This window comes from Marinomonas ushuaiensis DSM 15871 (assembly GCF_000521805.1).
In the GTDB taxonomy this organism is placed as follows: Bacteria; Pseudomonadota; Gammaproteobacteria; order Pseudomonadales; family Marinomonadaceae; genus Marinomonas; species Marinomonas ushuaiensis.
The window spans coordinates 186437-213371 of record NZ_JAMB01000001.1 but is presented as its reverse complement, the minus strand read 5'-3'; the positions used below and the strand labels follow the sequence as shown (position 1 = coordinate 213371).

At 41.9% G+C, this 26935-nt stretch carries 27 protein-coding genes and 1 pseudogene; 18 read left to right on the top strand and 10 right to left on the bottom strand.

The genetic code is table 11. The features are described from left to right. On the bottom strand, nucleotides 1–1590 hold the full coding sequence (gene norR / locus MUS1_RS00920; RefSeq protein ID WP_036157820.1) for a nitric oxide reductase transcriptional regulator NorR: 1590 nt from the start codon (nucleotides 1588–1590) through the stop codon (nucleotides 1–3). A gap of 219 nt (nucleotides 1591–1809) precedes the next feature. On the opposite strand from norR, the gene hmpA reads away from it, so the two are divergent. Then, the gene (gene hmpA, locus MUS1_RS00915; protein ID WP_036157817.1) at nucleotides 1810–3000 is read left to right on the top strand and encodes an NO-inducible flavohemoprotein; all 1191 of its coding nucleotides are present in this window, start codon (nucleotides 1810–1812) and stop codon (nucleotides 2998–3000) included. Nucleotides 3001–3047: 47 nt separating this feature from the next. Here hmpA and MUS1_RS00910 read toward each other — a convergent pair whose 3' ends face one another. From MUS1_RS00910 to cysQ, 7 genes are all read right to left on the bottom strand, one after another. Continuing rightward, nucleotides 3048–4217, bottom strand: a complete 1170-nt coding sequence (locus MUS1_RS00910) for a GNAT family N-acetyltransferase (protein WP_036157814.1) — start codon at nucleotides 4215–4217, stop codon at nucleotides 3048–3050. A 2-nt stretch (nucleotides 4218–4219) separates the two neighbouring features. Then, nucleotides 4220–5029, bottom strand: coding sequence for a shikimate dehydrogenase (aroE, locus tag MUS1_RS00905; RefSeq protein ID WP_036157812.1), 810 nt, complete (start codon nucleotides 5027–5029; stop codon nucleotides 4220–4222). Nucleotides 5030–5060: 31 nt separating this feature from the next. Then, nucleotides 5061–5984 carry an oxygen-dependent coproporphyrinogen oxidase gene (gene hemF / locus MUS1_RS00900; protein ID WP_036157793.1) on the bottom strand — a complete coding sequence of 308 codons (924 nt, stop codon included), beginning with the start codon at nucleotides 5982–5984 and terminating at the stop codon, nucleotides 5061–5063. Nucleotides 5985–6021: 37 nt separating this feature from the next. Beyond that, on the bottom strand, nucleotides 6022–6978 hold the full coding sequence (gene lpxM, locus MUS1_RS00895; RefSeq protein ID WP_036157784.1) for a lauroyl-Kdo(2)-lipid IV(A) myristoyltransferase: 957 nt from the start codon (nucleotides 6976–6978) through the stop codon (nucleotides 6022–6024). Nucleotides 6979–7304: 326 nt separating this feature from the next. Continuing rightward, nucleotides 7305–7658 (bottom strand): hypothetical protein, encoded by a 354-nt coding sequence (locus tag MUS1_RS00890; RefSeq protein ID WP_084035508.1) that lies wholly within the window; start codon nucleotides 7656–7658, stop codon nucleotides 7305–7307. A 33-nt stretch (nucleotides 7659–7691) separates the two neighbouring features. Next, the gene (locus MUS1_RS15790) at nucleotides 7692–7799 is read right to left on the bottom strand and encodes a hypothetical protein (RefSeq protein WP_245595725.1); all 108 of its coding nucleotides are present in this window, start codon (nucleotides 7797–7799) and stop codon (nucleotides 7692–7694) included. A 156-nt stretch (nucleotides 7800–7955) separates the two neighbouring features. Then, entirely contained in the window at nucleotides 7956–8804 is an 849-nt protein-coding gene (gene cysQ / locus MUS1_RS00885) for a 3'(2'),5'-bisphosphate nucleotidase CysQ (RefSeq protein ID WP_036157782.1), read from the bottom strand. 61 nt (nucleotides 8805–8865) lie between these two features. On the opposite strand from cysQ, the gene MUS1_RS00880 reads away from it, so the two are divergent. Further along, nucleotides 8866–9285 (top strand): RNA-binding S4 domain-containing protein, encoded by a 420-nt coding sequence (locus tag MUS1_RS00880; protein ID WP_036157780.1) that lies wholly within the window; start codon nucleotides 8866–8868, stop codon nucleotides 9283–9285. Nucleotides 9286–9322: 37 nt separating this feature from the next. On the opposite strand, the gene dprA is transcribed toward MUS1_RS00880, so the two are convergent. After that, the gene (dprA, locus tag MUS1_RS00875; protein ID WP_036157778.1) at nucleotides 9323–10654 is read right to left on the bottom strand and encodes a DNA-processing protein DprA; all 1332 of its coding nucleotides are present in this window, start codon (nucleotides 10652–10654) and stop codon (nucleotides 9323–9325) included. 268 nt (nucleotides 10655–10922) lie between these two features. Here dprA and def point away from each other — a divergent pair, with 268 nt between their 5' ends. The 7 genes from def (at nucleotide 10923) to gmhB (ending at nucleotide 18256) form a co-directional block, all read left to right on the top strand. After that, nucleotides 10923–11438: a peptide deformylase gene (gene def / locus MUS1_RS00870; protein WP_036159029.1), complete on the top strand. Its 516-nt coding sequence runs from the start codon at nucleotides 10923–10925 to the stop codon at nucleotides 11436–11438. Between the two features lie 113 nt (nucleotides 11439–11551). Continuing rightward, on the top strand, nucleotides 11552–12562 hold the full coding sequence (fmt, locus tag MUS1_RS00865; RefSeq protein ID WP_036157776.1) for a methionyl-tRNA formyltransferase: 1011 nt from the start codon (nucleotides 11552–11554) through the stop codon (nucleotides 12560–12562). Beyond that, complete coding sequence (gene rsmB, locus MUS1_RS00860) at nucleotides 12562–13911, top strand: 16S rRNA (cytosine(967)-C(5))-methyltransferase RsmB (protein ID WP_036157774.1); 1350 nt, start codon at nucleotides 12562–12564, stop codon at nucleotides 13909–13911. The genes fmt and rsmB overlap by 1 nt, the downstream gene beginning before the upstream one ends. A gap of 350 nt (nucleotides 13912–14261) precedes the next feature. Next, nucleotides 14262–15635 carry a Trk system potassium transporter TrkA gene (gene trkA, locus MUS1_RS00855; protein WP_036157772.1) on the top strand — a complete coding sequence of 458 codons (1374 nt, stop codon included), beginning with the start codon at nucleotides 14262–14264 and terminating at the stop codon, nucleotides 15633–15635. 75 nt (nucleotides 15636–15710) lie between these two features. After that, a complete protein-coding gene (locus MUS1_RS00850; RefSeq protein WP_036157771.1) occupies nucleotides 15711–17159 on the top strand; it encodes a TrkH family potassium uptake protein in 1449 nt (482 codons plus the stop codon). A 15-nt stretch (nucleotides 17160–17174) separates the two neighbouring features. Continuing rightward, nucleotides 17175–17645 carry a Cys-tRNA(Pro) deacylase gene (gene ybaK, locus MUS1_RS00845; protein WP_036157769.1) on the top strand — a complete coding sequence of 157 codons (471 nt, stop codon included), beginning with the start codon at nucleotides 17175–17177 and terminating at the stop codon, nucleotides 17643–17645. Nucleotides 17646–17698: 53 nt separating this feature from the next. After that, entirely contained in the window at nucleotides 17699–18256 is a 558-nt protein-coding gene (gene gmhB / locus MUS1_RS00840; protein ID WP_036157764.1) for a D-glycero-beta-D-manno-heptose 1,7-bisphosphate 7-phosphatase, read from the top strand. Between the two features lie 119 nt (nucleotides 18257–18375). On the opposite strand, the gene MUS1_RS15595 is transcribed toward gmhB, so the two are convergent. Next, a complete protein-coding gene (locus MUS1_RS15595) occupies nucleotides 18376–18954 on the bottom strand; it encodes a CGNR zinc finger domain-containing protein (RefSeq protein WP_051436025.1) in 579 nt (192 codons plus the stop codon). A 109-nt stretch (nucleotides 18955–19063) separates the two neighbouring features. Here MUS1_RS15595 and MUS1_RS00830 point away from each other — a divergent pair, with 109 nt between their 5' ends. The 9 genes and pseudogenes from MUS1_RS00830 to MUS1_RS00790 all read left to right on the top strand — a co-directional run bounded on the left by MUS1_RS00830 (nucleotide 19064) and on the right by MUS1_RS00790 (nucleotide 26895). Then, nucleotides 19064–19459: a VOC family protein gene (locus tag MUS1_RS00830; RefSeq protein ID WP_036157762.1), complete on the top strand. Its 396-nt coding sequence runs from the start codon at nucleotides 19064–19066 to the stop codon at nucleotides 19457–19459. Nucleotides 19460–19470: 11 nt separating this feature from the next. Beyond that, nucleotides 19471–21132, top strand: a complete 1662-nt coding sequence (locus tag MUS1_RS00825; protein WP_051436024.1) for an FAD-binding oxidoreductase — start codon at nucleotides 19471–19473, stop codon at nucleotides 21130–21132. Nucleotides 21133–21278: 146 nt separating this feature from the next. Further along, entirely contained in the window at nucleotides 21279–22220 is a 942-nt protein-coding gene (gene phnD / locus MUS1_RS00820) for a phosphate/phosphite/phosphonate ABC transporter substrate-binding protein (RefSeq protein ID WP_036157760.1), read from the top strand. 9 nt (nucleotides 22221–22229) lie between these two features. After that, a complete protein-coding gene (gene phnC, locus MUS1_RS00815) occupies nucleotides 22230–23045 on the top strand; it encodes a phosphonate ABC transporter ATP-binding protein (RefSeq protein WP_036157751.1) in 816 nt (271 codons plus the stop codon). Then, nucleotides 23045–23833 carry a phosphonate ABC transporter, permease protein PhnE gene (gene phnE / locus MUS1_RS00810; protein ID WP_036157748.1) on the top strand — a complete coding sequence of 263 codons (789 nt, stop codon included), beginning with the start codon at nucleotides 23045–23047 and terminating at the stop codon, nucleotides 23831–23833. The genes phnC and phnE (MUS1_RS00810) overlap by 1 nt, the downstream gene beginning before the upstream one ends. Beyond that, entirely contained in the window at nucleotides 23821–24630 is an 810-nt protein-coding gene (gene phnE / locus MUS1_RS00805; protein ID WP_036157745.1) for a phosphonate ABC transporter, permease protein PhnE, read from the top strand. Before phnE (MUS1_RS00810) ends, phnE (MUS1_RS00805) begins: the two co-directional genes overlap by 13 nt. Nucleotides 24631–24714: 84 nt before the next feature. After that, nucleotides 24715–25287, top strand: a pseudogene (locus tag MUS1_RS00800) (histidine phosphatase family protein). Nucleotides 25288–25468: 181 nt separating this feature from the next. Then, entirely contained in the window at nucleotides 25469–25831 is a 363-nt protein-coding gene (locus MUS1_RS00795; protein ID WP_036157743.1) for a MerR family transcriptional regulator, read from the top strand. A gap of 83 nt (nucleotides 25832–25914) precedes the next feature. Continuing rightward, nucleotides 25915–26895, top strand: a complete 981-nt coding sequence (locus MUS1_RS00790) for an NAD-dependent epimerase/dehydratase family protein (RefSeq protein WP_036157742.1) — start codon at nucleotides 25915–25917, stop codon at nucleotides 26893–26895. The last annotated feature ends 40 nt before the right edge of the window (nucleotides 26896–26935 follow it).

Sequence of the window (26935 nt, the reverse complement as noted above, 5' to 3'; positions counted from 1 at the left end):
TTACGTTGAAACAACTTCTTTAATCACTCTAATACCAAGCCGCTTAGCCAACCGAGCTAAATTGGCTCTGTCCATAGACAAATGTTCAGCGGCTTTGGTCCAATTACCGTTTGTTTTGTCCAAAGCGGATCGAATCAAATTACGCTGATAAGCTTCTGTTTCTAAACGGAAATCTATTACTTCTTCCGCTTCGATTAACTCTTTCACTGTGTCACTTTTTTCAATTTGTATCCTTTCTTTTAATTCTTTGTCTATTTGTAACCCTGTAAGATGATCCGATGAAATAACGGTGATGCCAGTTGGTGTCTCAGCCTTGGCAAACAAGGCAGCACGAGAGATGACGTGCTCAAGCTCACGCACATTCCCAGGCCAGCGATACGCTTCTAATAACTCTATTGCGGAACGAGATAAGGTTAATTGCTGCAACCCCAATTTACGACGAAATCGTTCAGCGAAGAAACCCGCCAATAATGGAATATCACCTTGTCGATGGCGCAAAGCAGGGACTTGAATGGGAAACACACTGATGCGATGAAATAGGTCAGCGCGAAAACGACGCTCCGTGACTTCAGTTTCTAAATGACGATTGGTCGCGGCGATGATTCTCACATCAATTTTACGAACTTGGTCTTTACCAACCGCTTGAATTTCTTGGTTTTGAATCGCTCTTAGCAAGGTGCCTTGTACTTCTAATGGTAATTCACCGATTTCATCGAGGAATAAGGTTCCGCCATCTGCGAGCAAAAACTTTCCTTGGCGATCACGATCTGCGCCGGTAAACGCGCCTTTCACATGACCAAACAACTCGCTTTCGATTAGATGATGAGGAATCGCCGCACAATTCACATACACCATAGGCGATGCGGAACGTGATGAAGTTTGGTGGAGCATACGGGCGACCAGCTCCTTGCCAACACCTGTTTCACCTTCAATTAGAATGGCAAAATCAGAAGGTGCTACCAGCTTGATCGCTTGATCTAGCGCCTTCATAATCTCACTTTGACCAATCATCTCGCCACCATCTTTTACTTGAGCTTGTTCATTCATGGCTTGGAGGACGTGTTGTGCTCGCTGTGTTTTGTCTTCTAACTGCTCCATCAAAATGGCTGTATTCAAGGTCATCGCAGACATAGCGCCAATAATTTCTAATGCTCTTGTATCGATGTTATCAAATATGCCTGGGGTAATGCTGTCTAGCGTTACTACGCCAATCAGTTTGCCTTCTAAATGCAAAGGCACGCCCATACAAGAATGCACCCGTAGATGATCGTCATGGCCAATCACCATGCCGTCATAGGGATCAGGCAGTGCTGAATCAGCAGGAAATCGAACAGGATAATGACCGCTACAGATTTCCTTGAGTCGAGGATGTTCTTCGATAACAAAACGCCTTCCCATAAGGTCATCAGACAAACCACGCTGGGCAATCGGCCTCAGCACATCGTTGTTATTCACCAGCAAAACCACCGCATCACAATTAATAGTGGCACGTACGGCGTAGACCAATTGCTCAAAGCGATTAGGTTGAGTAACCGCACTGGCGAGATCGAGTGCAAAGCTAAGTAGGGCGTTGTTTGAAACCTGATTCATAGTGACTGACTTCATCGGATAGATGAATACATTGTGTCATATTGACTCAAAAATAACATAAGGACTTTATTTAAAATAAGTCATATTGACTCTATTATTTTTAAATATCTAATAACCATCTGTTTTTATTGATTATTTTTTATTGGCACAAACTTCGCAATAACAGAGAAAAGATATTAAAAACGAACTCTTGATTACCTCTATTACTAAGGAAGCGCCATGTTATCCCAACAACATATCGACACTGTAAAAGCCACTATCCCATTATTAGCCTCTGCAGGACCTGCTATTACAGAATATTTCTACAAGCGTATGTTTACTCATAACCCCGAGTTACAAGACGTATTCAACATGACACATCAAAAAACAGGACGCCAACCAGCGGCTTTGTTTAACGCGATTGCAGCCTATGCGACACACATTGATAACTTGGAAGTTTTGACGAGCGCCGTAATGCGTATCGCTCATAAACACACCAGCTTTAACATCAAACCAGATCAATACGATATCGTTGGTCATCACTTGATTGAAACTCTACGTGAATTAGCCCCTGACGCTTTTACCAAAGACGTAGAAGAGGCTTGGGTGGCCGCTTACGGACAATTGGCTGATATCTTTATCAAGATAGAAAAGGACCTTTATGAAGAGCGTGCTGCAAAAACTGGCGGCTGGAAAGACTTCCGCCGCTTTAAAGTGATTTCTAAAACACCAGAATCTGACTTGGTCACCAGTTTTGTGTTCGCTCCTGTCGATGGAGACGTGGTAATTGATTATCTTCCTGGTCAATATTTAGGTGTAAAACTGCACCCTAAAGGCAATCAATACGAAGAAATTCGTCAATACTCTTTGTCTACAGCGCCAAATGGTGAAACGTATCGCATTAGTGTGAAACGTGAGGGCAATGGCGATCTTGCTGGCGTTATGTCTAATTATCTTCACGATCACCTTAATGTGGGTGATGAAGTGCAATTAATGCCACCAGCGGGTGACTTTTATTTCCAAGACAAACAAAAGCCTGTTGTCCTCATTTCTGGTGGTGTGGGTTTAACACCTATGCAAGCCATGTTAGATACGTTCGCAAAACAAGGTTACGCACAACCAATCAGCTACTTACATGCTTGCGCAGTACCGAGCCAACATTCATTTAAAGATCATGTGAAAGGTCTAAAAACGTCTTTACCGTTGAGCGTACATACTTGGTATGAAAAGACAAATAAAACAGAAGAAGGCGTTTACGAAGGCAACATGACGCTAGAATCCATCAAAAATGATCTACCTATTACAGATGGTGAATTTTACTTATGTGGACCACTGGGCTTCATGATGTTTGTCAAACAACAGCTATTAACTCTAGGCGTGCAAGCGGATCGTATTCATTACGAATTATTCGGACCACACCAAGACGTTTAATTACTTTTGCGTGGCTCTTCTTTGTATGACACGTCTTGTTTGAAAAGTCATTCTTTAAAGGGTAAAAGTGCGCGAGTATCTTGATGGTATTCGCGTACTGCTTCCGCTTCTTCTTCACAGAAACGTCCAATCGCCTCACGAAATCCTTCATGAGCAATTTGATGAATACTGTGGCTAAACACAGGTTCGAAACCTCGCGCTATTTTGTGTTCCCCTTGAGTGCCTGGATCAAAATGCTGTAACCCTTTTTCCAAGCAGAACTCAATCCCCTGGTAATAACAGGCTTCGAAGTGCAAGCTATCAACTTCTTCCATACAACCCCAGTAACGACCGTAAAGTGAGTGATCGTCGAAGAAACACCAAGATGCAGCGATTTGTTCTCCAGCTCGATGAGCTTGTACTAAAAGAATCTGTTCGCCCATGGTTTCCGCTAACAAGCCAAAAAACTCACGAGTTAAATAGCCTTGCTGACCGCGCTTCGCGTAAGTGGATTGATAACACAGATAGAAGAAATCGATCTCTTCTGTACTTAACTCGCTGCCTAATTTTCGAATTAAGGTCACGCCTTGAGCTGCCACTTTTTCTCGTTCCTTCCGAGCGGTCTTGCGCTTACGGCTGGAAAAATACGAGAAGTAATTATCCATATTTTTATAGTCGCGATTGAACCAATGAAACTGGCAAGAAATCCGATGCAAAAGGTCTTTATTGGGTAAGAATAATTCGGCGTGTTCTGCTTGGGTAAACAACAAATGCCAGCTTGAAAAGCCTCGTTCTTGGTTTGCTTGTGTCATCAGTTCGGCTAATGCTGGGTACAGATGAGAAAAGCCAGCATTGTCGCCTGTTGGGTCAAGGTGGGAAAAAAGCCGCGGCCCTGTGACAGGAGAAAAAGGAATCGCCCAAATTCGCTTAGGATAATAACGTAAACCATGTTGCTGATAAGCATCAGCCCATGACCAATCAAAGACAAATTCACCTTGGGAATGGGTTTTCAAATAGGTTGGGGCAATTGCCAAAGGAACGTCTTCATCACTGCTTTCAACTTGATCTGTGATAAATAGATACTCTGGATACCAACCTGTACCATCACCAACACTGTGACTTTGCTCAAGCGCCTTATGAAAGACAAATTGCGCAAAAGGATAACGTGTTTCACCAATCGCCGCTTGCCACTTGGCTTCGCCTATTTGATCAACAGAATTAAACCACTGCGCTTTCACTTTTAGGATTCTTCCAGTTGTTGGCGCATAGCGTTCAGTAAACTCGCCATATCAGGTCGAACTTGTCGCCAGATGTAAAAAGACTCCGCTGCTTGACCAACCAACATACCCAAACCATCAGCACCAGTTGCACCATGATCAATAGCCCATTGCAAAAAAACAGTGGTGCCTTTTCCGTAAGTCATGTCATAGCACCAAGTACGCTCGTTCGCTAATTCGTCTTTTAAAGGCGGTAAGCTACTCGAACGGCTCGCAGAAGTGCCATTAATAATCAAATCAAACGCACCTTCTAACGCTTCAAATGAAGACGCAAGGCAACCAAACTTCTCAGCCAAGACCTGAGCTTTTTCAACCGTGCGGTTAGCAATGGTTACAGAGGATGGATTCTCTGCCAGAACATTATCTAAAATACCTTGGACGGCACCACCCGCACCAATAATCAGAATACGTTTGCCTTTTAAGCTTTGTTGATGAGTCTCAACTATGTCTCGTACCATGCCGACACCGTCTGTGGTGTCGCCAAACAGTTCGCCATTCTTACCCATCATTAAGGTATTGACGGCACCGGCTTTTTTAGCTCGTGAGCTCAGTACATCACACATGGCAAAAGCTCGATCTTTAAACGGCGATGTTACGTTAAGACCTTTTCCGTCTTTCTCGAAAAACGCTCGAACTTGGTTCTCAAATTCAACATCGTCGCCCAAAATTCGCATGTAGTTAATACCTTGCTGAGTTTCTTTAGCAAAATGCATGTGTATGTCAGGCGATTTACTGTGAGCAATAGGGTTTCCAAATACGGCGTATTGATCCAAAACATATCCTCTTTTTTTATTGTCTATAGGATTACAACCAATCTCTTGATGTTAGGTAATAATCCGTCAATTTGGCTTCATCACTACCCGGTTTGATTTGGTATTCGTATGTCCAACGAACCTCTGGCGGCAATGACATTAAAATCGATTCTGTGCGACCTAAACCACTCTGTAAACCAAAGTGCGTTCCACGGTCAAAGACCAAATTAAATTCCACATAGCGACCACGACGATGTAATTGAAAGTCGCGCTGTTGCTCGGTGAAAGGTAGATCTTTACGGCGTTCTAAAATCGGCGTGTAGGCTTTTGTATAACTGTTGCCTACAGATTGCATCATAGCGAAGCAATCTTCAAAACTGCCTTCGTTAAAATCATCAAAGAATAAACCGCCAATGCCTCGCGGTTCTCCACGGTGTTTCAAGTGAAAATATTCATCACACCATTTTTTAAAACGTGAATAATAACCTTCGCCAAATGGCTCAACCGCATCGCGCGATACTTGATGCCAATGGATACAGTCTTCTTCAAAACCATAATAAGGTGTCAGATCAAAACCACCACCAAACCACCAAACAGGTTCCATGCCGTCTTTATAAACAACAAACAAACGCACGTTAGCATGAGACGTCGGCGCAAAAGGGTTATTAGGATGAATAACGAGTGAAACACCCATGGCTTCAAAACGGCCACCGGCTAATTCTGGGCGGTCCACTGTTGCAGAAGGAGGGAGCTTATCGCCCATTACGTGTGAAAAATTCACTCCTCCTTTTTCGATCACTTTACCGCCAGCAATAACACGAGTTCGACCACCGCCGCCGTTTTCTCTATCCCATGCGTCTTCTTTGAAACGCATATCTGGCTCGAAGCTTTCTAAAGAGGCGCAAATTTGGTCTTGCAGCGATAGAAGGTATTGTTTTACCTCTTGAAGATTTGGCGATGTTGAGGAATGAGACATAATAAAAAAGCCTTAGTAAAAATTGCGGATAGTAACCTTAACGAACTTCTTCACTGTATATTTTACTGCCGTCAGGACGACTGCGTAACAAACTTAATATCCACATATATTGTTCTGTGTGTGGTTCGATCATAGCTTCTAATGCCTTATTCATTAAAATGGCATCCTCTCTATCATCACCAGTAGGGAAGTTTTCTAATTCAGGAAATATGTGTAATTCATACTTTCCAGATTTAGCATTGTAAGCTTGAAACATTGGAACTATATGCGCCTTGGACAGTTTCGCTAATTTCCCCAACCCTTTAATTGTCGCTTTCTCTGTTCCAAAGAAAGGAACAAACTCAGAGTGTTTTAGGCCTAGATCTTCATCTGGTAGATAATAACCAACACAACCTTTTCTAACCGACTGTAAGAAAGCCTTCACACCAGCACTTCTTGGATACACAACGCCATTGCCATACTGATTGCGCTGAACATGCATTACCCAATCCATTAAAGGGTCTTTATGGGGGTTCATAATAGTCGTCAAGGTATAGCCTAAAGAGGCAATCAAAGAACCTGTGTAATCAATCGACCAACAATGAGGGACAAGAGTGATTACATTTTCACCCTTATCTAAAAGAGGAAAAAGATGCTCTCCACCAATAATTTCATTTCGACTCTTTTTGTATTTTTCACTACGAACAAATAATTCACCGTACGCTAAACAAAACTGAGCTGCCGTCTCTAAGCTATGCTGCAATATCATTTCCCTCTCTTCTAGTGGTTTTTCAGGAAAACAATATTGAAGATTAATACGTGCACGTTTTAGCGCTCCTGTCTTTTTCTTCATAATCAAAGGAACAAGTTTTTTCGCCAGTTTATCTCGTATACGAAAAGGAACATAAGCCAAAGCGAGCACTAGAAGTATTAACAACCAAGTACCCCAAAATCGTGGGGCTAAAAAAGACCATTTAAAAGTAGGGTTGTGTAATTTATTATCTGTTGAAGTCATAAATTTTGTTTCATTTAATAAGTGAATCTAGGTATCGAAAGTAATCATGGTACCTTATTGAAGCAATTCCAATGAAGTAATAATCTTATATAACGAGCTTATTTTTAAGATAAACAACTTAGCGATAAGCTGTTCGCTAATCAGATAGAGCACGATCAAAAAAACTTGGGTCATTGGTACCTTGAACTGTTTAGCATCTAGCGCTTCATTGTGAGGATCTGGTAATGTCCTGGAACCATTACAGATTTACCGAATAAAAAAGCTAAATAGACCTGTTTAATTTGGAATGTGCTGATCTTACTGCTCACCTTAAGTAAAAAGTGAGATCAGCTTACATAAATAATATGTTGCTCATCATCGTAACTGAAATCGAGGATGACCTGAATTTGCCTTTCATCAAAATGCATCTTAGAAACTAAATTAGCGCTGCCTTTTTCAGCTTTCTTTGCGAGCTCTCTTAATTGCCTTTCTAGCATCATCCAAACGACATCATCTCTTGATTCATCCATGTTATATGTCGATTGAAACTTCCTGCGCAACCAACCGAAATAAAGCAGTGAATTCGTTTTAATATCAGAATTCTCGCCACTATCGGTTTCAGTATAAGCAAGCCCATAAACCGCAAACTCGCTTAACAAATAGGCTTTCCACTGCCGCATAAACTGTTCTAAATATGGCAAAAACTTTCTCCAAACCGAGCTGTAATCAACTCATTATTTAAGTATAAAACTCACCTCGCTTTTGAAGATTTGCCTTAGCGCACCTATCTCACCACGATCACCAACCGGTGTTGATGTCGCATGTGCATTTACGTAACCCAGAAGGTAACAAACTAATTAGAAGAGTTGATCATAACCAACCTAGCTATTTGCTTGTTTTATAAATCAAAGTAATCCCTACACGTTTCACGTGGAACAGAAAATCAATCCTATCCCTATTTGATTGGTTACAGATCGATAAAGATTAAAGTCACCGCTTTAGTCTTTTTTATACCAGTCGATCACGGTAGGCGCTATTTCAGGACCAGAGACAAAAAAGTGTCCATTGAGAAGAGTTTTACGCTGATTATAGCGAAAAGGTTTTCCTGTCGGTGTTACTAGCATTCCTCCAGCGGCTTCGATTATCGCTTGTTGTGCAGCCGTATCCCATTCACTTGTCGGTCCTCGACGTAAATGCAAGTCAGCAATGCCTTCCGCTATACGACATCCTTTTATAGAACTTCCTTTTGGTAGCTCTCGCACTTGTTCATAGGTTAATTTCAATGTCGCTTTTAGATCTTTCGGTAATGCTGGGCCATGACTTCGACTTGTCATCACAATGATTGGATCTCGAGGCGCGCGTATTTTAATACTTTCATATTCATCACCTTGCCATTTCATAGCACAAACAGGCAGACCTTTCCATGAACGAGTGACACCGAAATAACCCTCGGTAGTAGTTGGTAAATACACCATACCAACAATTGCTTCGCCGTTTTCCACAAGCGCAATATTGATGCTGAACTCGCCATTACGCTTAATAAATTCTTTTGTACCATCTAACGGATCAACAACCCACAACATTGACCATTGAGAGCGTTCTTCAAATGACACTACGCCTTCTTCAGAGCTCTCTTCTGAAAGAACAGGAATATCGGGTGTAAGTAACTGCAAGCCTGCTAATATAACCTTGTGCGCAGCAAGGTCAGCAGCGGTAACCGGACTGTCATCAGACTTTTGCTCAATGCCCAAATCTGAGCGTTGATAAATATCCATGATCACATCGGCGGCATCGTGTATTATTTTTTGAAGAGCTTGGAAAGTAGGGTGTGTATTAACGTCCTTCATGACAGCCTCAAATATGACAACAAAATAGAGTCAACGTATTTTTGATGAGTAAAACAGACTTATGAGTAAAGCAGAAAAGCAGTCTACACCACAAGCCGTTCGTTTAGATAAGTGGCTTTGGGCCGCACGATTTTACAAAACTCGTTCACTTTGTAAGGATGCGATCGATGGCGGCAAGGTTTCCTACAATGGCAGCAAGGGTAAATCGAGCCGTAATGTGGAAATAGGAGCCTTAATTGGTATACGAGCAGGCTGGGATGAAAAGGTTGTTGAGATCAAAGCCATCAGCGCTCAACGCCGTGGTGCGCCAGAAGCTCAGTTACTATATGAAGAAACCCCAGAGTCTGTCGAGAAACGTGAACGCCGCGCACTAGAAAATAAATCTTACGGTGGCCGTATTATGGCAGACCATAAACCCAACAAAAAAGAGCGACGCGATATTAAACAGCTTAAAAAAGACATCTTTAGCGATGTAGATTAGCTTCCTTTAAATTACCGATGTTGATTAAAGTATAAACTCAACATCGGTTATAAAGACCTTCACGGTTTTCAACACAACCCGATAACTCCAACTCCATTAGCACCTGCATCATGATTCCTGCATTCATTTTTGTATGGCGAATCAATGAATCAAAGTCCATCGCGTATGATTCCTTTTCCAGCAGCTTTGCAATGACTCTTGCTTCTGCTGAAAGCGAACTAGGAATTTCATTAAGAGAGGATAAGCTCGAAACAGAAGTGATCTCTATCTGGTTTGTTACAGGCTTTTTGTACTTCTCTCTTTTACCAACTGATTTTTTATCAACCCGCTTTTTATCAGCAAGCGAATGTTTAGGTAACTTAGCGATATGAGAATGAGAAAGAGACACACATTCAGCCAAAATATCATCCACATGACGAACTAAGGTCGCGCCTTGTCGAAGCAATTCATGGCAGCCTTCTGATTGCGGATCAGACAAACGACCTGGCAGAGTAAACACTTCTCGGTTTTGTTGTACGGCATAACTCGCACTGATCAGAGAACCACTTTTGATTGACGCTTCTGAAACGAGGATTCCCATACTTAAGCCACTGATGATTCGATTACGAGGTGGAAAGAGGTGTGGTTTAGGACTTATGGTTAGTGGGTATTCACTAATTAACGCACCACCTTGTTCTAAAACTTGCTCAAAAAGAGCCGTATTATGAGTAGGATAACGATGCAGAAGCCCGGTTCCCATGATGACTAACGTCGGTGTAATTTGACTTTCTAGAGCACCTTGATGAGCGGCCGTGTCAATTCCCATTGCGCCACCGCTCACCACACAAACACCACGATCGGATAATTTTTTAGCAAACTGAAAGGTTGCATCACGCCCATAGCGAGTGCATTTTCTTGCGCCTACTATGCCAATTTTAGGAAGCATGAGAGCATCTCGACTTCCTTCCAAATACAAAAATGCTGGAGCAACGCTGATTTCTTTTAAGTCGTCTGGATAGTCTTCCTCTTCTTGAAGTACCAAATGGTGATGATCTTCGTCTAACCAAACTAAGGTGTTATCTCGCTTTATCTTTTGTTCTTCAGTTAGTGTCCCATTAGATAAATAATCCATGGCTTGTCGAGCGGTTATTTCAGGCCATTTTAAGGTCCTTAATAATTCGTAAGACAAACCGTAGCCAACGCCTTCGCTTTCTTCAAATTTGTTTATTTCAAAGAGGTCTAAAGCGTCTGACTCATCATCCGATGGGTTCAGCTGGAGTTGATTAAGATAAGTATAGAGACGAGAAAGTCGTGCTGGCCCAATGCCATCTAAGAAACTAAGGCACAACCAATCACTTTTTGTTAAACCGGCTAAATAAGATTTATTCATAACGAAACTGCTTCCTTGCAATTCACTCAACGGTAGACAACTTATCACCAAACCGTTTTTATTTAAGAGATAAACTCAGGCATTCCTTGCCTAAAACATTCTAACCAAACACAAATAGGTTTTGGCTATAAACCTATTCAATCATATTGCACAAAAAACCGCCATGAGAGGACTGCTCAAAAGGCAGAGTTGCGTTACAATAGAGTAATGAAAAGAGTAGGAGAGATCGTCTCCACTCATGAACAAAGACACATCGTTGGAAAAGATCATGGCTGTTTTAACTGTACTTGAATACCCAGACAAACGCTTACGCAAGGTTGCGAAGCCAATCAGTGAGTTTACGGATGAGCTACAAACTCAAATCGATGACATGCTAGACACCATGTATGACGAAAATGGTTTGGGATTAGCCGCGACTCAAGTGGATTATCATCATCGCCTAGTGGTAATGGATTTTTCTGAAGAGCGTAACGAACCCATTGTTTTCATCAACCCAGAGTTTGAAATTTTAGACGATGAAGCGAATGAGTTTCAAGAAGGTTGTTTATCTGTACCTGGTTTTTACGAGCACATCTATCGTGCTGCCAAGGTAAGAGTAAAGGCACTAGATCGCCACGGTAAACCATTCGAGTTAGAAGTTGATGAGTTGATGGCTGTTTGCGTTCAGCATGAAGTAGATCATCTTGATGGCAAACTCATGGTGGATTATATATCCCCACTCAAGCGTAACCGAATTAAAAGTAAGTTAGAGAAAGCTCACAAGCTTGCTCTAAAACAAGGTTAAAATTTTTATAACCTTCTAATTCTAGATCATTGCTTTTAAGTCGTTATTCTTAGACCGACAATATATATATTTTAAAATCAGGCTTTGGCCTGATTTTTTGTTAAGGAAACACTATGCAAACATCACCACTTCGCATCGTTTTTGCGGGAACACCAGAATTCGCCGCCGCTAGCTTACAAGCTATTATTGAGAAACAATCTATCAACCATTACGACATTGTAGGCGTTTATACTCAGCCAGACCGTCCAGCAGGGCGCGGTCAAAAGCTTGTACAAAGTCCAGTAAAACAACTTGCCATCGCCAATGACATTCCTGTCTTTCAACCATTAAATTTCAAACAAGAAGAAGACAAAGCACAACTTGCTGAACTAAATGCGGATCTAATGGTTGTGGCGGCGTATGGAATCATTTTGCCAAAGGTTGTGTTGGACACACCTAAACTTGGTTGTATCAATGTTCATGCGTCCTTGTTACCGCGTTGGCGTGGTGCCGCACCTATCAACAGGGCGCTAATCGCTGGGGATTTAGAAACGGGTATTACCATCATGCAAATGGACGTTGGTTTAGATACAGGTGATATGCTGTTAAAGCATCAATGCGACATAACACCAACCGACACTTTCGCAACACTTCACGATCGTCTAGCCACTATTGGAGGCGAAGCTTTAATCGAATCATTAGAGTATTTGAAAGAAGGAACATTAACTCCAGAAGAGCAAGACGAAAGCCAAACCTGTTATGCGGCTAAACTAACGAAGTTGGAAGGTGAAGTTAATTGGTCTAAGTCTGCAGTAGAAATTGAGAAACAGATAAGGGGCTTATCACCTTGGCCTGGATCCTATACAAACAGCCTTTCTGGTGTGATGAAAATTCATGCGATTGGGCTATCTAGCGTGAGTGATGAATCAACCTCACCTGGAGAAATCATTGTAGTAAACAAAGACGGCATTGTTGTAGCAACAGGGCAAGGCTCCATTCTTATTACGGATATTCAATTTGCTGGTGGCAAACGTATGAAAGTTCAGGATGCACTAAATGGCAAACACAAGTCGGCTCTGAAAATTGGTCAACGTCTTGGTGTTAGCGAAAATGAAAGTGAAAATAAAAGTGAGCAGGCATCATAATGAAACCATCAGATACAACGTCAATACAACACAGTGCTCGCCAAGTCGCGATTGAAATCATTGCTAATATCTTACTTCAGCAAGGCTCTTTGAGTACACAACTTGCCCGTCACCAAACCGATGTAGCAAGCGAACACATTCCACTACTTAAAGAATTATGCTTTGGCGTATGCCGCCAGTACCCGAAATTAAACAGTGTTGCTTTAAGTTTGTTATCACATCCTTTTGAAGAAAAGGATACAGATTTATACGCGACCTTGCTTTTGGGCCTTTACCAGCTTAGTTATATGAACACACCAGACCATGCTGCCGTAAATGAGTCTGTTGAAGCTTGTCGATTACTCAATAAAGATTGGGCAACAAAACTCATGAATGCAGTCTTACGTCGTTATCAACGAGAAGGCGATGAGATCATAGCGAGTTTGGAATCTATGCCTTCGGTTGAATACAACCAGCCGAAATGGTTAGTAAAACGTTTCAATAAGCATTGGCCTGATCAGCTTGAAGAAATAATCGAAGCCAGCAATACACATCCTCCTATGTGTATTCGTGTGAATGAGAGTGCGGTTTCACGTGAAACATATCAAACGCAATTGTCAGAATTAGGTATAAAGTCAAATGCAGGTGAGTTCTCACCCTCTGCGTTATACCTAAGAAATGCGGTTCGAGTAAGTGAGTTACCAAACTTCGAGGAAGGTTTTTCAAGCGTTCAAGATGAAGCGGCTCAGCTGTCTGCACATATTCTTTTGCCTAAATCAGGAGAGAAAGTACTTGATGCTTGCGCAGCGCCAGGTGGTAAAACAGGGCACCTTTTAGAAGTAGCAAAAGACATTGAACTAACTGCGGTTGAATTAGAGCCTTGGCGCATGGAAAAAATTGAGTCCAACCTTGAACGTTTAGGTTACTCAGCCCATCTAATTTGTGCTGACGCAGGAGACTTAGATGCTTGGTGGGAAGGGGAACAGTTTGACAAGATTCTATTAGACGTACCTTGTTCTGCGACAGGTGTTATTCGCAGAAATCCAGACATTAAGATCAATCGCAAGCCAGCCGATATTAATGAGCTTGTTGAAATTCAACGAGAGATAGTGAATCAGGTTTGGAAAACACTTAAGCCAAATGGTTTCTTGCTTTATGTAACTTGCTCTTTGATGCCAGAAGAAAACGAACAACAAATACATCAGTTTTTAGAAAGCCAACTAGACGCTAATGAAGTTCCTTTAAATACTATTAATGAAGATTTATCAATAGAGTGGGGGATTCCGGTAAGTCATGGTCGCCAGCTTTTCCCAAGCTTAGAAGGTCATGATGGTTTCTATTATTGCTTACTACAAAAAATAAGCGCCTAAAAAGATCGTTAACTAAACCCAGTCAATTGTTTCACATGGAACACAGTTGACTGGGTATTTTTTTGCCTGGTATTTACAGTCTTCTCTATCCGACATCTCTACTTAAAAAGTAACAAGAGAAAAAGAGAGGTGATAATAAGTACTAAGAACAGAAGCCAATACAAAGAGTGTGAAAATAAATATGAGTATTTTCCAAGATCAAGTTAAATAATTGTGCTTATGTGGTTAAACTTAACCTATTAAATTAAAAGTCTTGTGATGCTATTTCATTGGCCACAATGGCCTAGATAAAGCAATAAACCCGAACATTAAACGCAGAGTCTAAAATACATCTGACTCTAAGGCAGAATATGAAAATCATTATTATAGGTGCGGGCCAAGTTGGCGCCACTCTTGCGGAAAATCTAGCAAGTGAAGATAACGACATAACAGTCATCGATAAAGATTTAGATCGCCTTAGAGAACTTCAAGACAGGCTAGACATCCAAACCGTTCAAGGCAATGGTTCACACCCAGATATTCTTGAACAAGCTGGTGGAAATGACGCTGACATGCTTATTGCTGTGAGCAACCAAGACGAAACAAATATGATTGCCTGTCAGGTTGCTCATACTTTGTTTAAAACACCAACTAAAATTGGCCGTATTCGTACCAGCGCTTATTCGAAGTATCCTGAATTATTCTGTGACCAAGCACTTCCTATGGATGTCCGCATCAGTCCTGAAAAAGAAGTCACAAAACATTTAAGTCGATTAATTCGTTACCCTGGTGCATTGCAAGTTATGGAATTTGCCGAAGGTAAAGTACAACTGGTTGTAGTGAAGGCAGAAAAGGGTGGACCACTAATCGACCAGCAGATTAGTTTTTTGAAAGAACACATGCCTTCCATTCAAACTCGTATTGCCGCGATTTATCGAGATGGTAAATCCATTTCCCCTGACGGCAATACTTACATTCGCGCCAACGATGAAGTCTTCTTCCTAACCGCTCAGCGAGACGTATTAGATGTAATGAGTGAACTGCGTCCACTTGATATACCTTATCGTCGCATCATTATTGCCGGTGGCGGTAACATTGGCGAACGCCTTGCACAGAGTCTAGAAAAAGAATACCGAGTTAAAATTATTGAACGAGATCCAGAACGCTGTCGTTATTTATCAGAAACGCTGGATAACACCATTGTTTTGCATGGTGATGCTTCTAAGCAGGAATTGTTGCTTGAAGAAAATATAGAATCAACTGACGTGTTTTGTGCACTGACCAACAACGATGAAGCCAATATCATGTCTTCAATGCTGGCAAAAGTTCTGGGTGTTAGAACGGTTATGACCATTATCAATAATCCGGCTTATGTAGATATCGTTCAAGAAGGCATGATCGACATTGCCATCTCACCTCAACAAACCACCATTAGCTCACTCCTAAGTTATATTCGCCGTGGTGATGTTGTGAACGTTCACTCCATGCGTAAAGGTGCAGCAGAAGCACTAGAAGCTGTCGCTCATGGTGATTATCGATCTTCTAAAGTGGTTGGTCGAAGTATCGCAAATTTGAACCTGCCAGAAGGTGCAACGATTGGTGCGATTGTTCGAGAAGACGATTTAATTATTGCCACCAGCGAGTTGGTTATTCAAGCAGAAGATCACGTCATTCTTTTCGTAACGAACAAGAAACAAATACCCGCAGTGGAACAACTCTTTCAAGTAGGTTTGACCTTCTTTTAAGAATTTTTTTAAACACGCTTTGAAATTTTAACGGACGCTCGATATAAGATTCTTATCGAGCTCTAGGAAGAAAGTATGCATTTTAGTGTCATTACTCGCGTCATTGGTTTATTGGTAATGGTCTTCAGTATCTCGCTGATTCCACCCATTATTGTTTCTCTGATTTACAATGACGGTGCGCTTGATGCATTTCTTTATGCGTTATTGGTCAATTTATTAGGCGGTTTTCTTCTTTGGTTTCCTGTTAGAAACGCACGCGGAGAGCTAAAAATTCGTGACGGATTCTTAGTTACCGTTCTTTTCTGGACGGTACTTGGCCTTTTTGGTTCAGTGCCTTTTTTCCTATCTGAAAACCCAGACCTTTCCTTTACTGACTCTTTGTTTGAATCCATGTCAGGGTTCACAACCACAGGGGCGACCATTCTTACTGGGATTGATGACTTACCGAAATCCATCTTGTTTTATCGTCAGTGGATTACCTGGTTAGGCGGTATGGGTATCATCGTTTTGGCCGTGGCAATCATGCCGATGTTAGGTATCGGTGGTATGCAGCTTTATCGAGCAGAAACACCAGGCCCAGTAAAAGACACCAAGCTCACACCACGTATAGCGGAGACCGCAAAAGCGCTTTGGTACATTTATGCGACATTAACCAGTGTGTGTGCTTTAGGATATTGGATAGCAGGCATGTCTTTATTCGATGCTATTTGTCACAGCTTCTCGACGGTTGCCATTGGTGGTTTCTCAACCCACGATGAGAGTATTGGTTATTTCAATAGTGTGGCAATTGAATTGATATGTGTCTTCTTTATGATCGTTTCCGCTTTCAACTTCGCTTTGCATTTCTTCGCTTGGAGACACAAAAGTATTTGGCATTACTTTAAAGACCCTGAAGCCCGTTTCTTTTTATTGATCTTATCAAGTACGGTATTGTTATCGACTCTCGTTTTAGCAATGACATCAACATTTGATTGGAGTACGTCTTTACGCTATGCGGTATTCGAAGGCGTTTCGATTGCAACGACATCGGGGTTTAGCACCTCGAACTTTTCGAACTGGCCACATTTCTTACCTTTCTTATTGATCGTCACGTCTTTCGTTGGTGGTTGTGCAAGCTCAACCGGTGGCGGTATGAAGGTAATTCGTATCTTATTGATCCTTAAGCAAGGTCTCCGAGAGATACAACGTTTGATACATCCTAATGCAGTCATTCCCGTCAAAGTTGGTGGCAAAGCCATTCAAGAAAGAGTGGTCTCTGCCGTATGGGGATTCTTCTCGGCTTACTTGTTGGTTTATATCGTATTGATGATTGGCTTGATGGCAACAGGTTTGGATCAAGTTACTGCTTGGTCTGCTGTTGCCGCCACATTAAATAACCTTGGCCCAGGTTTGGGCGAAGTATCCTCAAGTTTCGCTAGTATTGGCGACCCAGCAAAATGGATGTTGTGTTTCTCTATGTTGCTTGGCCGTTTGGAAGTATTTACTTTGTTGGTTTTATTTACACCTATGTTTTGGCAACGATAAAAGGGAAGATCAAACGTGACGCCTGCTATCAATCTATTAAAGAAACAAAAAATTTCATTTAGTATTCATGAATATGAGCACGACCATAATTGCACCAATTTTGGCGAAGAAGCAGCACAAAAACTTGGCCTCGATCCAGCCTGTGTCTTTAAAACCTTGCTAGTAAGTGATGACAAACAATTTTTTGTCGCCATTGTTCCAGTTATTGGCACACTAAATTTGAAACGTGCCGCCAGTGCTTTCAATGTGAAAAAACTACGCATGGCAGACATCAAAGAAGCAGAGCGTTTAACCGGTTATTTGGTGGGTGGCATTAGCCCTATTGGACAGAAGAAAAGCCTTATCACTTGTATCGATCAAAGTGCAAAAGGCATCAACAAAATCTATGTTAGCGGCGGACAAAGGGGATTGGATATTGGCTTGTCCCCAAATCACCTGAGCCTTGTTTGCCGCAACACAATATTCGCTGATATTGGTGAGAATTAATCTCTAAAGAACCTCATTCAATCCATTCATATTTTTGGCAAGGTAATTTTCAAATGGCACAAATTAAACCCATTATTCTGTTAGACCGAGACGGCGTTATCAACCAAGACTCGGATCAATACGTTAAGTCAGTTGAAGAATGGCTACCCTTGCCAGGTAGTATCAAATCAATTGCCGCTTTGTCGAAAGCAGGCTTTAAAGTGTTTGTTGTTACCAATCAATCAGGTATTGCTCGTGGTTATTATGACGAAGCAACACTTCAAACCATGCACGACAAAATGATTAGTTTAGTAAAAGAAGAGGGTGGCCATATTTCAGGAATACAATATTGCCCCCATGGTCCAGACGACAATTGCACTTGCCGTAAACCCAAAAGTGGGATGATTGAAGCGATTGAGGCGCAGCTTGGTTTATCTTTCCAAGAACACCCAGCGATTATGGTTGGAGACTCTCTTAGAGATCTTCAGGCAGGCGAAGCGCGAGGATGTGCACCGGTATTAGTATTAACTGGGAAAGGCCGTGAGACTCAATATAAGAAAATAGATTTCCCGTTTACCGTTTATACAGATTTATCAGCATTTTGTATTGCGACCTTATTCAAATACTCATAAATCGAGACTTATAAGTATTTGCGTAAGAACATAAAAAAGTTTGTAAGTATTTACTACCTATGTATCTACTTAAAAACGATTCAAATTTACAGATGGCCTTATTGCACAAGTATCAAAAGTTAATCTTTATTGGCATGATAAAAGTTCGCTGCTTTGGCTCGGTTTCCGCAGTGCTCCATGCTGCACCATCGACGTTTCTTCCCACGAGATGTGTCTAGAAACATCAGGATACATTTCTCATTCGAACAAGATTTGATCTGTTGGTTTTGTGGTGAGGTAAGTAACTCAGCCGCTTCGTTGGCGATTTTTCCAAGTAATTGATCCAGCGTCAACGTTTGATACAAAGGCCGCAAAGACACGCCTTCATCAACAGTCTCTAACCTTTTCTGCATCGGTGCATGACACAAATACTTATTTACAACATCTATTGCGTCTTCAGAAAGCGCTTGCTGGTCACTTTGATTTGTCATCAGCGTTTTTATTGCTTCTCTTAGCAACCAGACAGATTCTATGTCTGCATCATCATGACTGGTTGTTAATGTAATGCCTGCCTCAGTCGCCCATTGGTGAACGTCGTCAAAACTAGCCAATAGATCAACCGTCTCACCATGGCATGCAAACTGAGTATTTATCAGGTCCATGGCGAGATGATTGCCCACATGGATAAAGGATCTTTTATGATTTTTCATAGTAACCATTATAAAACACCTTTACAGGTTATAACAGGAAAGGTTATAAACCGCACACAGACTAACCTTTAAAACTATCTTTAGAGGTTATAATAAAATTATTAATAAGGAACAAACCATGGCTAATACTCAAGGCATACATCATCTTGGACTTACCGTTTCTGATGTAAAAGCAGCAAGTGCGTTTTTCATCGAAGCGCTAGGCTTTAAACAAGTAAATGAAGTGCCAACTTATCCAGCTATTTTTGTGAGCGATGGCACTATCATGCTGACACTTTGGCAAGTAGAAAATCCAGCAACAGCAACCCCATTCGATCGTAAAACCAATCTTGGTTTACACCATTTTGCTTTGCGCGTTGCAGAGAAGACAGAATTAGCAACACTGCACGAACAGCTGTTGGCACGTGATGACGTCACCATTGAATTCGCACCAGAAGCATTAAGCAACAGTGGTATTGAGCATATGATGTGCCGTATTCCTGGCAACCTTCGCCTTGAGCTAATCAAGTTATAAAGGAATGCTTTATGACGTTCCCCAATACTAATATCAATACTACGCCTTCAGCTTTCCACAAAGGCGAAATTCAGGCACAGAAACATGTCGGTATGCATGAAGAGATGGCGCATTGGGGAGCCAAAGCGATCCGTCCATTTTTTATTGAACAACATCGGCTGTTTTTCAGCGAGCTACCTTTTGCGGTTGTGTCTGCCACAGACAAAATGGGCAAACCTTGGGTGACCTTATTAACTGGTGAACAGGGTTTTATGCATTTCCCTGATGACAAAACACTGCATTTCGCCACTCAACCAATACAGGGCGATGCTCTAGAAGACGCTTTTATTGAAGGGGCTGATATTGGGTTAATCGGTATTGAACTGAGTAATCGTCGCCGTAACAGAGCAACAGGATCGATAGCGAAAAATGACGGTCAAGGCATCACGTTTGAAGTGTCACAGTCCTTTGGTAATTGCCCTCAATATATTTCGGAACGTGTTTGGCAGTATACGAAAACCAACCCTAAAGACATGAGTTCAACGCGCCACAGTAAATTAACTGAATCCATGCAAAAGTGGATTTCGTCCGCCGATACTTTATTTATCGGCAGCGGCTACAAAGAAGAGGGTGAGCACAGATCCAATGGGATGGACGCTTCTCACCGAGGCGGTTCACCCGGTTTTATGAAGGTGCTCAATGAGCGTCAATTGGTACTTCCCGATTATTCTGGCAATAATTTTTTCAACACCATAGGCAACTTAATACTCAGCCCTTTAGTTGGTTTACTGTTTCTGGACTTTGAAAAAGGTAATATGCTGCAAATAACGGGGCGGGTGGACATTGATTGGGATTCAGACAAGATTCAAGAACACCCTGGCGCGCATCGGCTCTTAAACATTGAGATAGACGAAGTGGTGCAATTGAACGCGGTACTGCCTTTGCGCTGGAGTTCGCCAAACAGCATCAAAGGTGGTTTACGTGTTACCAAAAAAACAATCGAGAGTGACACTGTTACCTCATTTGAATTTGTTCCTGCCGACCTAAAAAGCACAGAAGCATTGTCTCGCTTTTATGCTGGCCAACATTTACCCATACAGTTGCCTCTGTCCGAGGGAAAGCCACCTGTTGAACGCACTTACTCGCTCTCTAACTCACCGATGGATGATCATTATCGGATCAGTGTGAAACGAGAAGACAAAGGCATAGGTTCACAACATCTACACGACGCTATTCAAGTAGGCGATGTCATTCAAGCCAAGAAGCCAAGCGGCGATTTCACTCTAAAATACGCAACAAGACCCATTGTGTTAATCAGTGCAGGCATTGGTGTGACACCATTGGTGAGTATGTTGCACTCTCTAACTCAGACACAAAAGTCATTGCTCGTGCATTTTCTTTATGCCGCTCGTAATGGCAAGAATGCACCTCTATTAGGTGACATTAAAACACTGCAAAAACAACATGAAACGCTTCACCTTGATGTTGTTTTTAGCCAGCCAAATGAACAAGACATGATAGGAAAAGATTACGATAGAAAAGGGCGAATAGACGGAGCGCTTATCCAACAACATGTGCCAGACCTAAATGCGGACTTTTACCTTTGTGGCCCAACAAGTTTCCTCAATAACATAACCTCACAGCTAGAGATTCTAGGCGTAAAACGCTCTGCGATATATTATGAGAGCTTTTAAGTCTTTCAAAACATTAGTTTTTCTATACGGTTGGTAAGGAACAGCCGTTTTTTCATTTCTATTCGATGACAGTTTAAAGATCTTGTCATATAAGTGTCATAGGTGATGCGTATAGTTCTCATTATAACTTAATCTGGAGAACTAAAATGAAACGTTTATATCCATTACTTGTTGCCTCTATGTTTGTTGCAGGCGCTGCAAATGCCGATTTTTCTTTAGACAGTCGTTACACAGATAACGATCACGATTTAATTGCCGATATCCCAACGGATAAATCTAAACTACTTGACCCAAGCACTTTGATTTTTGCTTACACGCCAGTGGAAGATCCAGCTGTTTATGCGGATGTTTGGTCTGAGTTCTTGGAGCACATGGAAGGTGTTACAGGTAAAAAAGTTCGTTTCTTCCCTGTTCAATCTAACGCTGCGCAAATCGAAGCAATGCGTGCGGGTCGTCTTCATATTGCAGGTTTCAACACAGGTTCTAACCCATTAGCGGTAGCCTGTTCTGGTTACCGTCCATTCACTATGATGGCAGCGGAAGACGGTTCTTTTGGTTACGAGATGGAGATCATCACCTACCCAACTTCTGGTATTAACTCTCCTAAAGACCTTAAAGGCAGCAAGTTAGCCTTCACATCTCAAACGTCTAACTCTGGTTTTAAAGCGCCTTCTGCGATTCTAAAAGCGGATTTTGATTTAATCCCTGAACGTGATTTCGAACCTCTTTTCTCTGGTAAGCATGATAACTCTATCTTGGGTGTAGCAAACAAAGATTACCCAGCGGCAGCGGTAGCAAACTCAGTGTTGAACCGAATGATTGACCGTGATGTGGTAAAAGCCAGCCAAGTGACGTCTATTTACAAGTCTGAAACCTTCCCAACAACAAGCTACGGTGTGGCGCATAACTTGACGCCTGAGCTTCAAGAAAAAATCAAAGAAGCATTTTTCTCTTACAAATGGGAAGGCTCTAAATTGAAAGAAGAGTTCTCTAAAGAAGGTCAGTTCCTGCCAATTACATTCAAACAACATTGGAATGTAATCCGTAAGATTGATGACGCGAATGGCGTTTCTTACAACTGCCGATAGGACGCATCAGTGCTTAAAATTGAACATTTAAAAAAGCGATATAAAACAGGCCCTTGGGTTCTAAAAGATATTAGCTTTGAAGTACCTGATGGTGAGATCGTTGGACTTATCGGCCCGAGTGGGGCCGGTAAATCGACGATGATTCGTTGTGTGAATCGCTTGATCGACCCAAGCGAAGGCAATATTCAGCTCGATGGTGTTAACTTGAGTAACTTGTCTTCTAGCAAGGTACGCGAACAACGTCGTCATATCGGGATGATCTTCCAAGAATACGCCTTGGTCGAAAGATTGAGTGTGATGGAAAATGTCTTGTCTGGTCGTCTAGGTTATTTGCCTTTCTGGCGCTCGTTTTTACGTCGCTACCCAGAAAAAGACATAGACAATGCGTTTGAATACTTGGATCGCGTTGGCTTAATTGATCACGCCAACAAACGTGCCGATGAACTGTCTGGTGGTCAGCGACAGCGTGTCGGTATTGCCAGAGCCTTGGCGCAAGACCCACGCTTGTTGTTAGTGGACGAACCAACGGCCAGTTTGGACCCTAAAACCTCTCGTCAAATCATGCGTTTGATTCAGTCTATTTGCCGTGAAAAATCCTTGTCGGCGATCATCAATATTCATGACGTGCCACTGGCGATGCAGTTTGTAGATCGTATTATTGGTTTACAAGGCGGCGAAGTGGTGTTTGATGGCAAGCCAGATGAATTAACAGAAGACGTGTTAACTCGCATTTATGGCGATGAAGATTGGACGGATGTTAAAGCAGAAGACGATGATTTAGGCATAGATCAGGAAAATGATCAGGAAAGCGAGGAGGCCGCTTAATGCGTACTTGGGAAAGACCTCATTATCTTGTGCCTGATAAACGCTGGCGTATCGCGCTTTGGATTGCGTTTTTTCTCTACCTGATTGTTGGCATCGGCAGTATCGAAGTAAATTGGCTGCGCGTTTATGAAGGACTAGAACGCGGCGGTCGTTTTGTGGAAGGTTTCTTAAACCCTAACTTTACTCGCCGAGCGGCAGATATTTATTCAGGGATTTATGAAAGCTTAACCATGACGGTGACCTCAACGGTTGTGGGTATACTTTTGTCTATTCCTTTTGGAATGGGTGCAGCACGCAACATTTCACCCAAACCCATTTATTTATTCTGCCGATCTTTTATTGCTGTTTCGCGCTCTATGCAAGAAGTGATTGTCGCGATTTTTTTGGTGGCACTGTTTGGCTTTGGTGCGTTTGCAGGGTTTCTAACCTTAACCTATGCAACCATTGGTTTCTTAGGAAAGCTGCTGGCGGAAGAAATTGAAGAGATAGATAAGAAGCAATTGGAAGCCATTGCATCAACAGGTGCTTCTTGGTTACAACGCATGCACATTGCGATTTGGCCACAAGTTATGCCACGTATGATTGGGTTGTCTTTTTATCGATTCGATATCAACTTTCGTGAATCTGCGGTCATCGGTATTGTTGGCGCTGGCGGTATTGGCGCGACCTTAAATACCTCGATTGATCGTTATGAATACGACTCTGCTGGGGCCGTTCTCATTTTAATTATTCTGATCGTGTTGGCGTGTGAATACCTTTCTGGATGGATAAGAAAATGGGTGAGTTAGAACAAAAGTTAGTCTGGGAAAGTCATACAAAACGTAAAGCATGGATCGTTTGGGGCTTCTGGTTTGCCATCACATTGCTGACGATTTATTGCTGGGTAGAAATGAACGAAGACACCATTTGGTTCTTTGTTTACGATGCACCCGTGCAAGCGGCAGATTTGATTGACCGAATGTTTCCACCAGAATGGTTGTACATAAATAAGCTTTATAAAGCCTTGTGGGATACGTTAAACATTGCCACATTAGGTACACTGCTTGGTGTGATTCTGGCATTTCCAGTAGCTTTTTTGGCCGCACGAAACACCACACCTTCTACAAAATTTGTTCGTCCTGTTGCCTTGTTTATTATTGCCTCGTCTCGCTCAATCAACTCGTTGATTTGGGCATTGTTGTTGGTGACTATTTTAGGGCCAGGGATTTTAGCGGGGATTATTGCGATTGGTCTACGATCGATAGGCTTTGTAGCAAAACTGCTTTATGAAAGCATTGAAGAGATAAACACGACGAGTGTAGAGGCTATTGAATCCACAGGAGCATCTCGCTTCCAGACGATTAACTACGCGATTATTCCTCAGATTCTACCGGCGTTTTTAGGTATTATGATTTTCCGTTGGGATATAAACATCCGAGAATCAACAATATTAGGTTTAGTTGGCGCAGGTGGTATTGGCTTGTTCTTGTCATCTTCGATGAATATTCTTGCATGGCCACAAGTCACACTGATTATTTTGGTGATACTGGCGACTGTTATAGTGTCTGAGTATTTATCCGCGAAAGTGCGACGTTTATTGATATAGTCATTAAAAGAAAAATCGACGATAAAACGGTGCCTCAAGGCACCGTTTTACTTTGTAAACCCGTTAGAGGATCTAGAAGCTAACATGTCAAACACCACCAAAATATTCATGGTAAGACACGGCCAAACTGAGTGGAACAAAGAACACCGTCTTCAAGGTCATAAAGACTCGCCTCTAACACCACAGGGTAAAGAGCAGGCGATTCAAGCAAAGGCATAGTTGGAACAATATGAGATCCATAAAGCTTACGTAAGCCCTTTACAACGCGCTCAAGATACATTGGCATTGATTATCGACAAGAAAGATATAGAAGTGGTTATCTCCGATAACTTGAAGGAAATCAATCTAGGGCCTTGGGAAGGGAAAACCAAACAAGAAACCGCACTGTCTGACCCTCAGCAATATAATTACTTTTGGCAAGGTCAAAGCAAGTTTAATCTATCGGGCGCAGAAACCTACCAGCAACTAAAGACTAGAGTCGTCTCTGAATTGCAGGCGATCTTCTCGAAAGAAAAGGGGAAGAACATATTAGTTGTGTCTCATTGGATCGCTATCAAAGCCGCCATGGCGTATTACACATCCACACCATTAAGCGAACTATCGACTTTACCTGACCCTAAAAATGGCGAATACACGATTTTATCTGAGCCAAAATAAGTGCCTGTAATTAGCAGTTCGAAAACAAAACAAGAGCAAAAAAATGCCGACTTTCACCTTAGCAACCCAACAAGCTTCCTCAATGATGTAACCTCAACGCTAGAGACCTCTGGGGATAAAGTCTTGAGTTAGTAAATGCTTACCAATAACATAGAAATATCTGCATTTGAGGCGATTCAGTATGTATATTGGAAAGGTAGCAAAATTAACGGGCGCATCTAGAAAAGCGATTCTTCACTACGAGGACATTGGGTTGCTGCGTCATGTTAACCGCTCAGGAAGTTATCGAGTGTATGATCAGAACCACATTGTCGTCATATCTCTGATAAAACGAGCCCAAATCTTAGGAATAAAATTAGCAGAACTAACCCCTCTGGTTGTTGCCAAAGAAGCTCAACAGAGCTTCCCTCTTGAGCTCGCCAACACCTTAATTGCCAGTAAAATAGAACAAATCAGAACCGAAATACAGCAAGCCAAGACTAAGGAACTAGGATTAAAAGCCTTACAAAAAGAACTACAAGAAGTATTTTCTCCTTCCAAATAAAATAACTATAAAAGCACATTGACTCGCCCCTTTAGGGTTGGGTTTACCATTCTATTTATCGTAACTCATATAGGATAAATAACATGGCAAACATCCGCTTAGTAACAGGCGCAAATGGTCACTTAGGTAATAATCTTGTACGTGAGCTTCTTGAGCAAGGTGAAACCGTTCGTGCTGGCGTACGAAACGCAAATAACACCATTCAGTTTGATGGCTTAGATTGCCAACTTATCGAAGCGGACATGCTAGATCAAACTTCCATGGAAAAAGCGTTAGAAGGTGTCGATGTGCTGTATCACGTGGCGGCTGTTTTTAAACACTGGGCAAAAGATCCAGAAACAGAAATTGTTCAAGCGAATATACAAGGCACAGAAATCGTACTGTCAGCGGCTGCAAAAGCGAACGTGAAGAAAGTAGTTTACGTGAGCTCTGTCGCTGCTATCGGTCATGATGGTTCTTTATTAACCGAAGAAAGCTGGAATGATGACATATCGAACCCTTACTATCGCTCTAAAATTGAGTCCGAAAAAAGAGCGTGGGAATTAGCTAAGCAATACAATTTATGGATGGTCGCTGTATTACCTTCCGCCATGGTTGGCCCGAATATAGATCGCTTAACCGATACCATGCAATTTATTGAGAATATAAGAACAGGTGCACTTGCCATCAACCCAAGCTTCTTCTTTAATTTTGTTGATCCTCGTGACGTCGCAAAAGGCATGATTGCCGCGAGTGAAAAAGGAAAGTCAGGCGAGCGCTATATTTTAGCCAATGACCGTTCCTCTTCTTTAGAAGACATCATTAACGCTGCGGAATCTATTGCTCTTAAAGTACAAAAACCACCGGTTGTGCCTAAGTGGTTACTCTATGTTTTATCTGGATTGATGGGATTTGGTTCAAAACTCACCGGAAAGCCAGCCGAATTAATCAGCAGCCAAGTTTCTATGTTCTTCAATGTGAAACAAGAATACAACATATCGAAAGCCAGAACAGAACTAGGCTATAACCCGAAATCATCTCATGATGCTTTAGTAGAAACGTTTAAATATCTAGAACAACGTTAATACCCAAACTCACCAAATAAAAGCCAGAGGCAGCACATTA

Bases quoted from the DNA above. Each gene is read 5' to 3' on its own strand.
- dprA (WP_036157778.1), bottom strand. From the start codon at position 10,654: ATGAATAAATCTTATTTAGCCGGTTTAACAAAAAGTGATTGGTTGTGC.
- def (WP_036159029.1), top strand. From the start codon at position 10,923: ATGGCTGTTTTAACTGTACTTGAATACCCAGACAAACGCTTACGCAAG.
- trkA (WP_036157772.1), top strand. From the start codon at position 14,262: ATGAAAATCATTATTATAGGTGCGGGCCAAGTTGGCGCCACTCTTGCG.
- phnE (WP_036157745.1), top strand. From the start codon at position 23,821: ATGGGTGAGTTAGAACAAAAGTTAGTCTGGGAAAGTCATACAAAACGT.
- norR (WP_036157820.1), bottom strand. From the start codon at position 1,590: ATGAATCAGGTTTCAAACAACGCCCTACTTAGCTTTGCACTCGATCTC.
- gmhB (WP_036157764.1), top strand. From the start codon at position 17,699: ATGGCACAAATTAAACCCATTATTCTGTTAGACCGAGACGGCGTTATC.
- MUS1_RS00850 (WP_036157771.1), top strand. From the start codon at position 15,711: ATGCATTTTAGTGTCATTACTCGCGTCATTGGTTTATTGGTAATGGTC.
- MUS1_RS00880 (WP_036157780.1), top strand. From the start codon at position 8,866: ATGAGTAAAGCAGAAAAGCAGTCTACACCACAAGCCGTTCGTTTAGAT.
- hemF (WP_036157793.1), bottom strand. From the start codon at position 5,984: ATGTCTCATTCCTCAACATCGCCAAATCTTCAAGAGGTAAAACAATAC.
- phnD (WP_036157760.1), top strand. From the start codon at position 21,279: ATGAAACGTTTATATCCATTACTTGTTGCCTCTATGTTTGTTGCAGGC.
- lpxM (WP_036157784.1), bottom strand. From the start codon at position 6,978: ATGACTTCAACAGATAATAAATTACACAACCCTACTTTTAAATGGTCT.
- MUS1_RS00830 (WP_036157762.1), top strand. From the start codon at position 19,064: ATGGCTAATACTCAAGGCATACATCATCTTGGACTTACCGTTTCTGAT.
- MUS1_RS00825 (WP_051436024.1), top strand. From the start codon at position 19,471: ATGACGTTCCCCAATACTAATATCAATACTACGCCTTCAGCTTTCCAC.
- phnE (WP_036157748.1), top strand. From the start codon at position 23,045: ATGCGTACTTGGGAAAGACCTCATTATCTTGTGCCTGATAAACGCTGG.
- MUS1_RS00790 (WP_036157742.1), top strand. From the start codon at position 25,915: ATGGCAAACATCCGCTTAGTAACAGGCGCAAATGGTCACTTAGGTAAT.
- fmt (WP_036157776.1), top strand. From the start codon at position 11,552: ATGCAAACATCACCACTTCGCATCGTTTTTGCGGGAACACCAGAATTC.
- MUS1_RS15595 (WP_051436025.1), bottom strand. From the start codon at position 18,954: ATGGTTACTATGAAAAATCATAAAAGATCCTTTATCCATGTGGGCAAT.
- MUS1_RS00795 (WP_036157743.1), top strand. From the start codon at position 25,469: ATGTATATTGGAAAGGTAGCAAAATTAACGGGCGCATCTAGAAAAGCG.
- hmpA (WP_036157817.1), top strand. From the start codon at position 1,810: ATGTTATCCCAACAACATATCGACACTGTAAAAGCCACTATCCCATTA.
- rsmB (WP_036157774.1), top strand. From the start codon at position 12,562: ATGAAACCATCAGATACAACGTCAATACAACACAGTGCTCGCCAAGTC.
- cysQ (WP_036157782.1), bottom strand. From the start codon at position 8,804: ATGAAGGACGTTAATACACACCCTACTTTCCAAGCTCTTCAAAAAATA.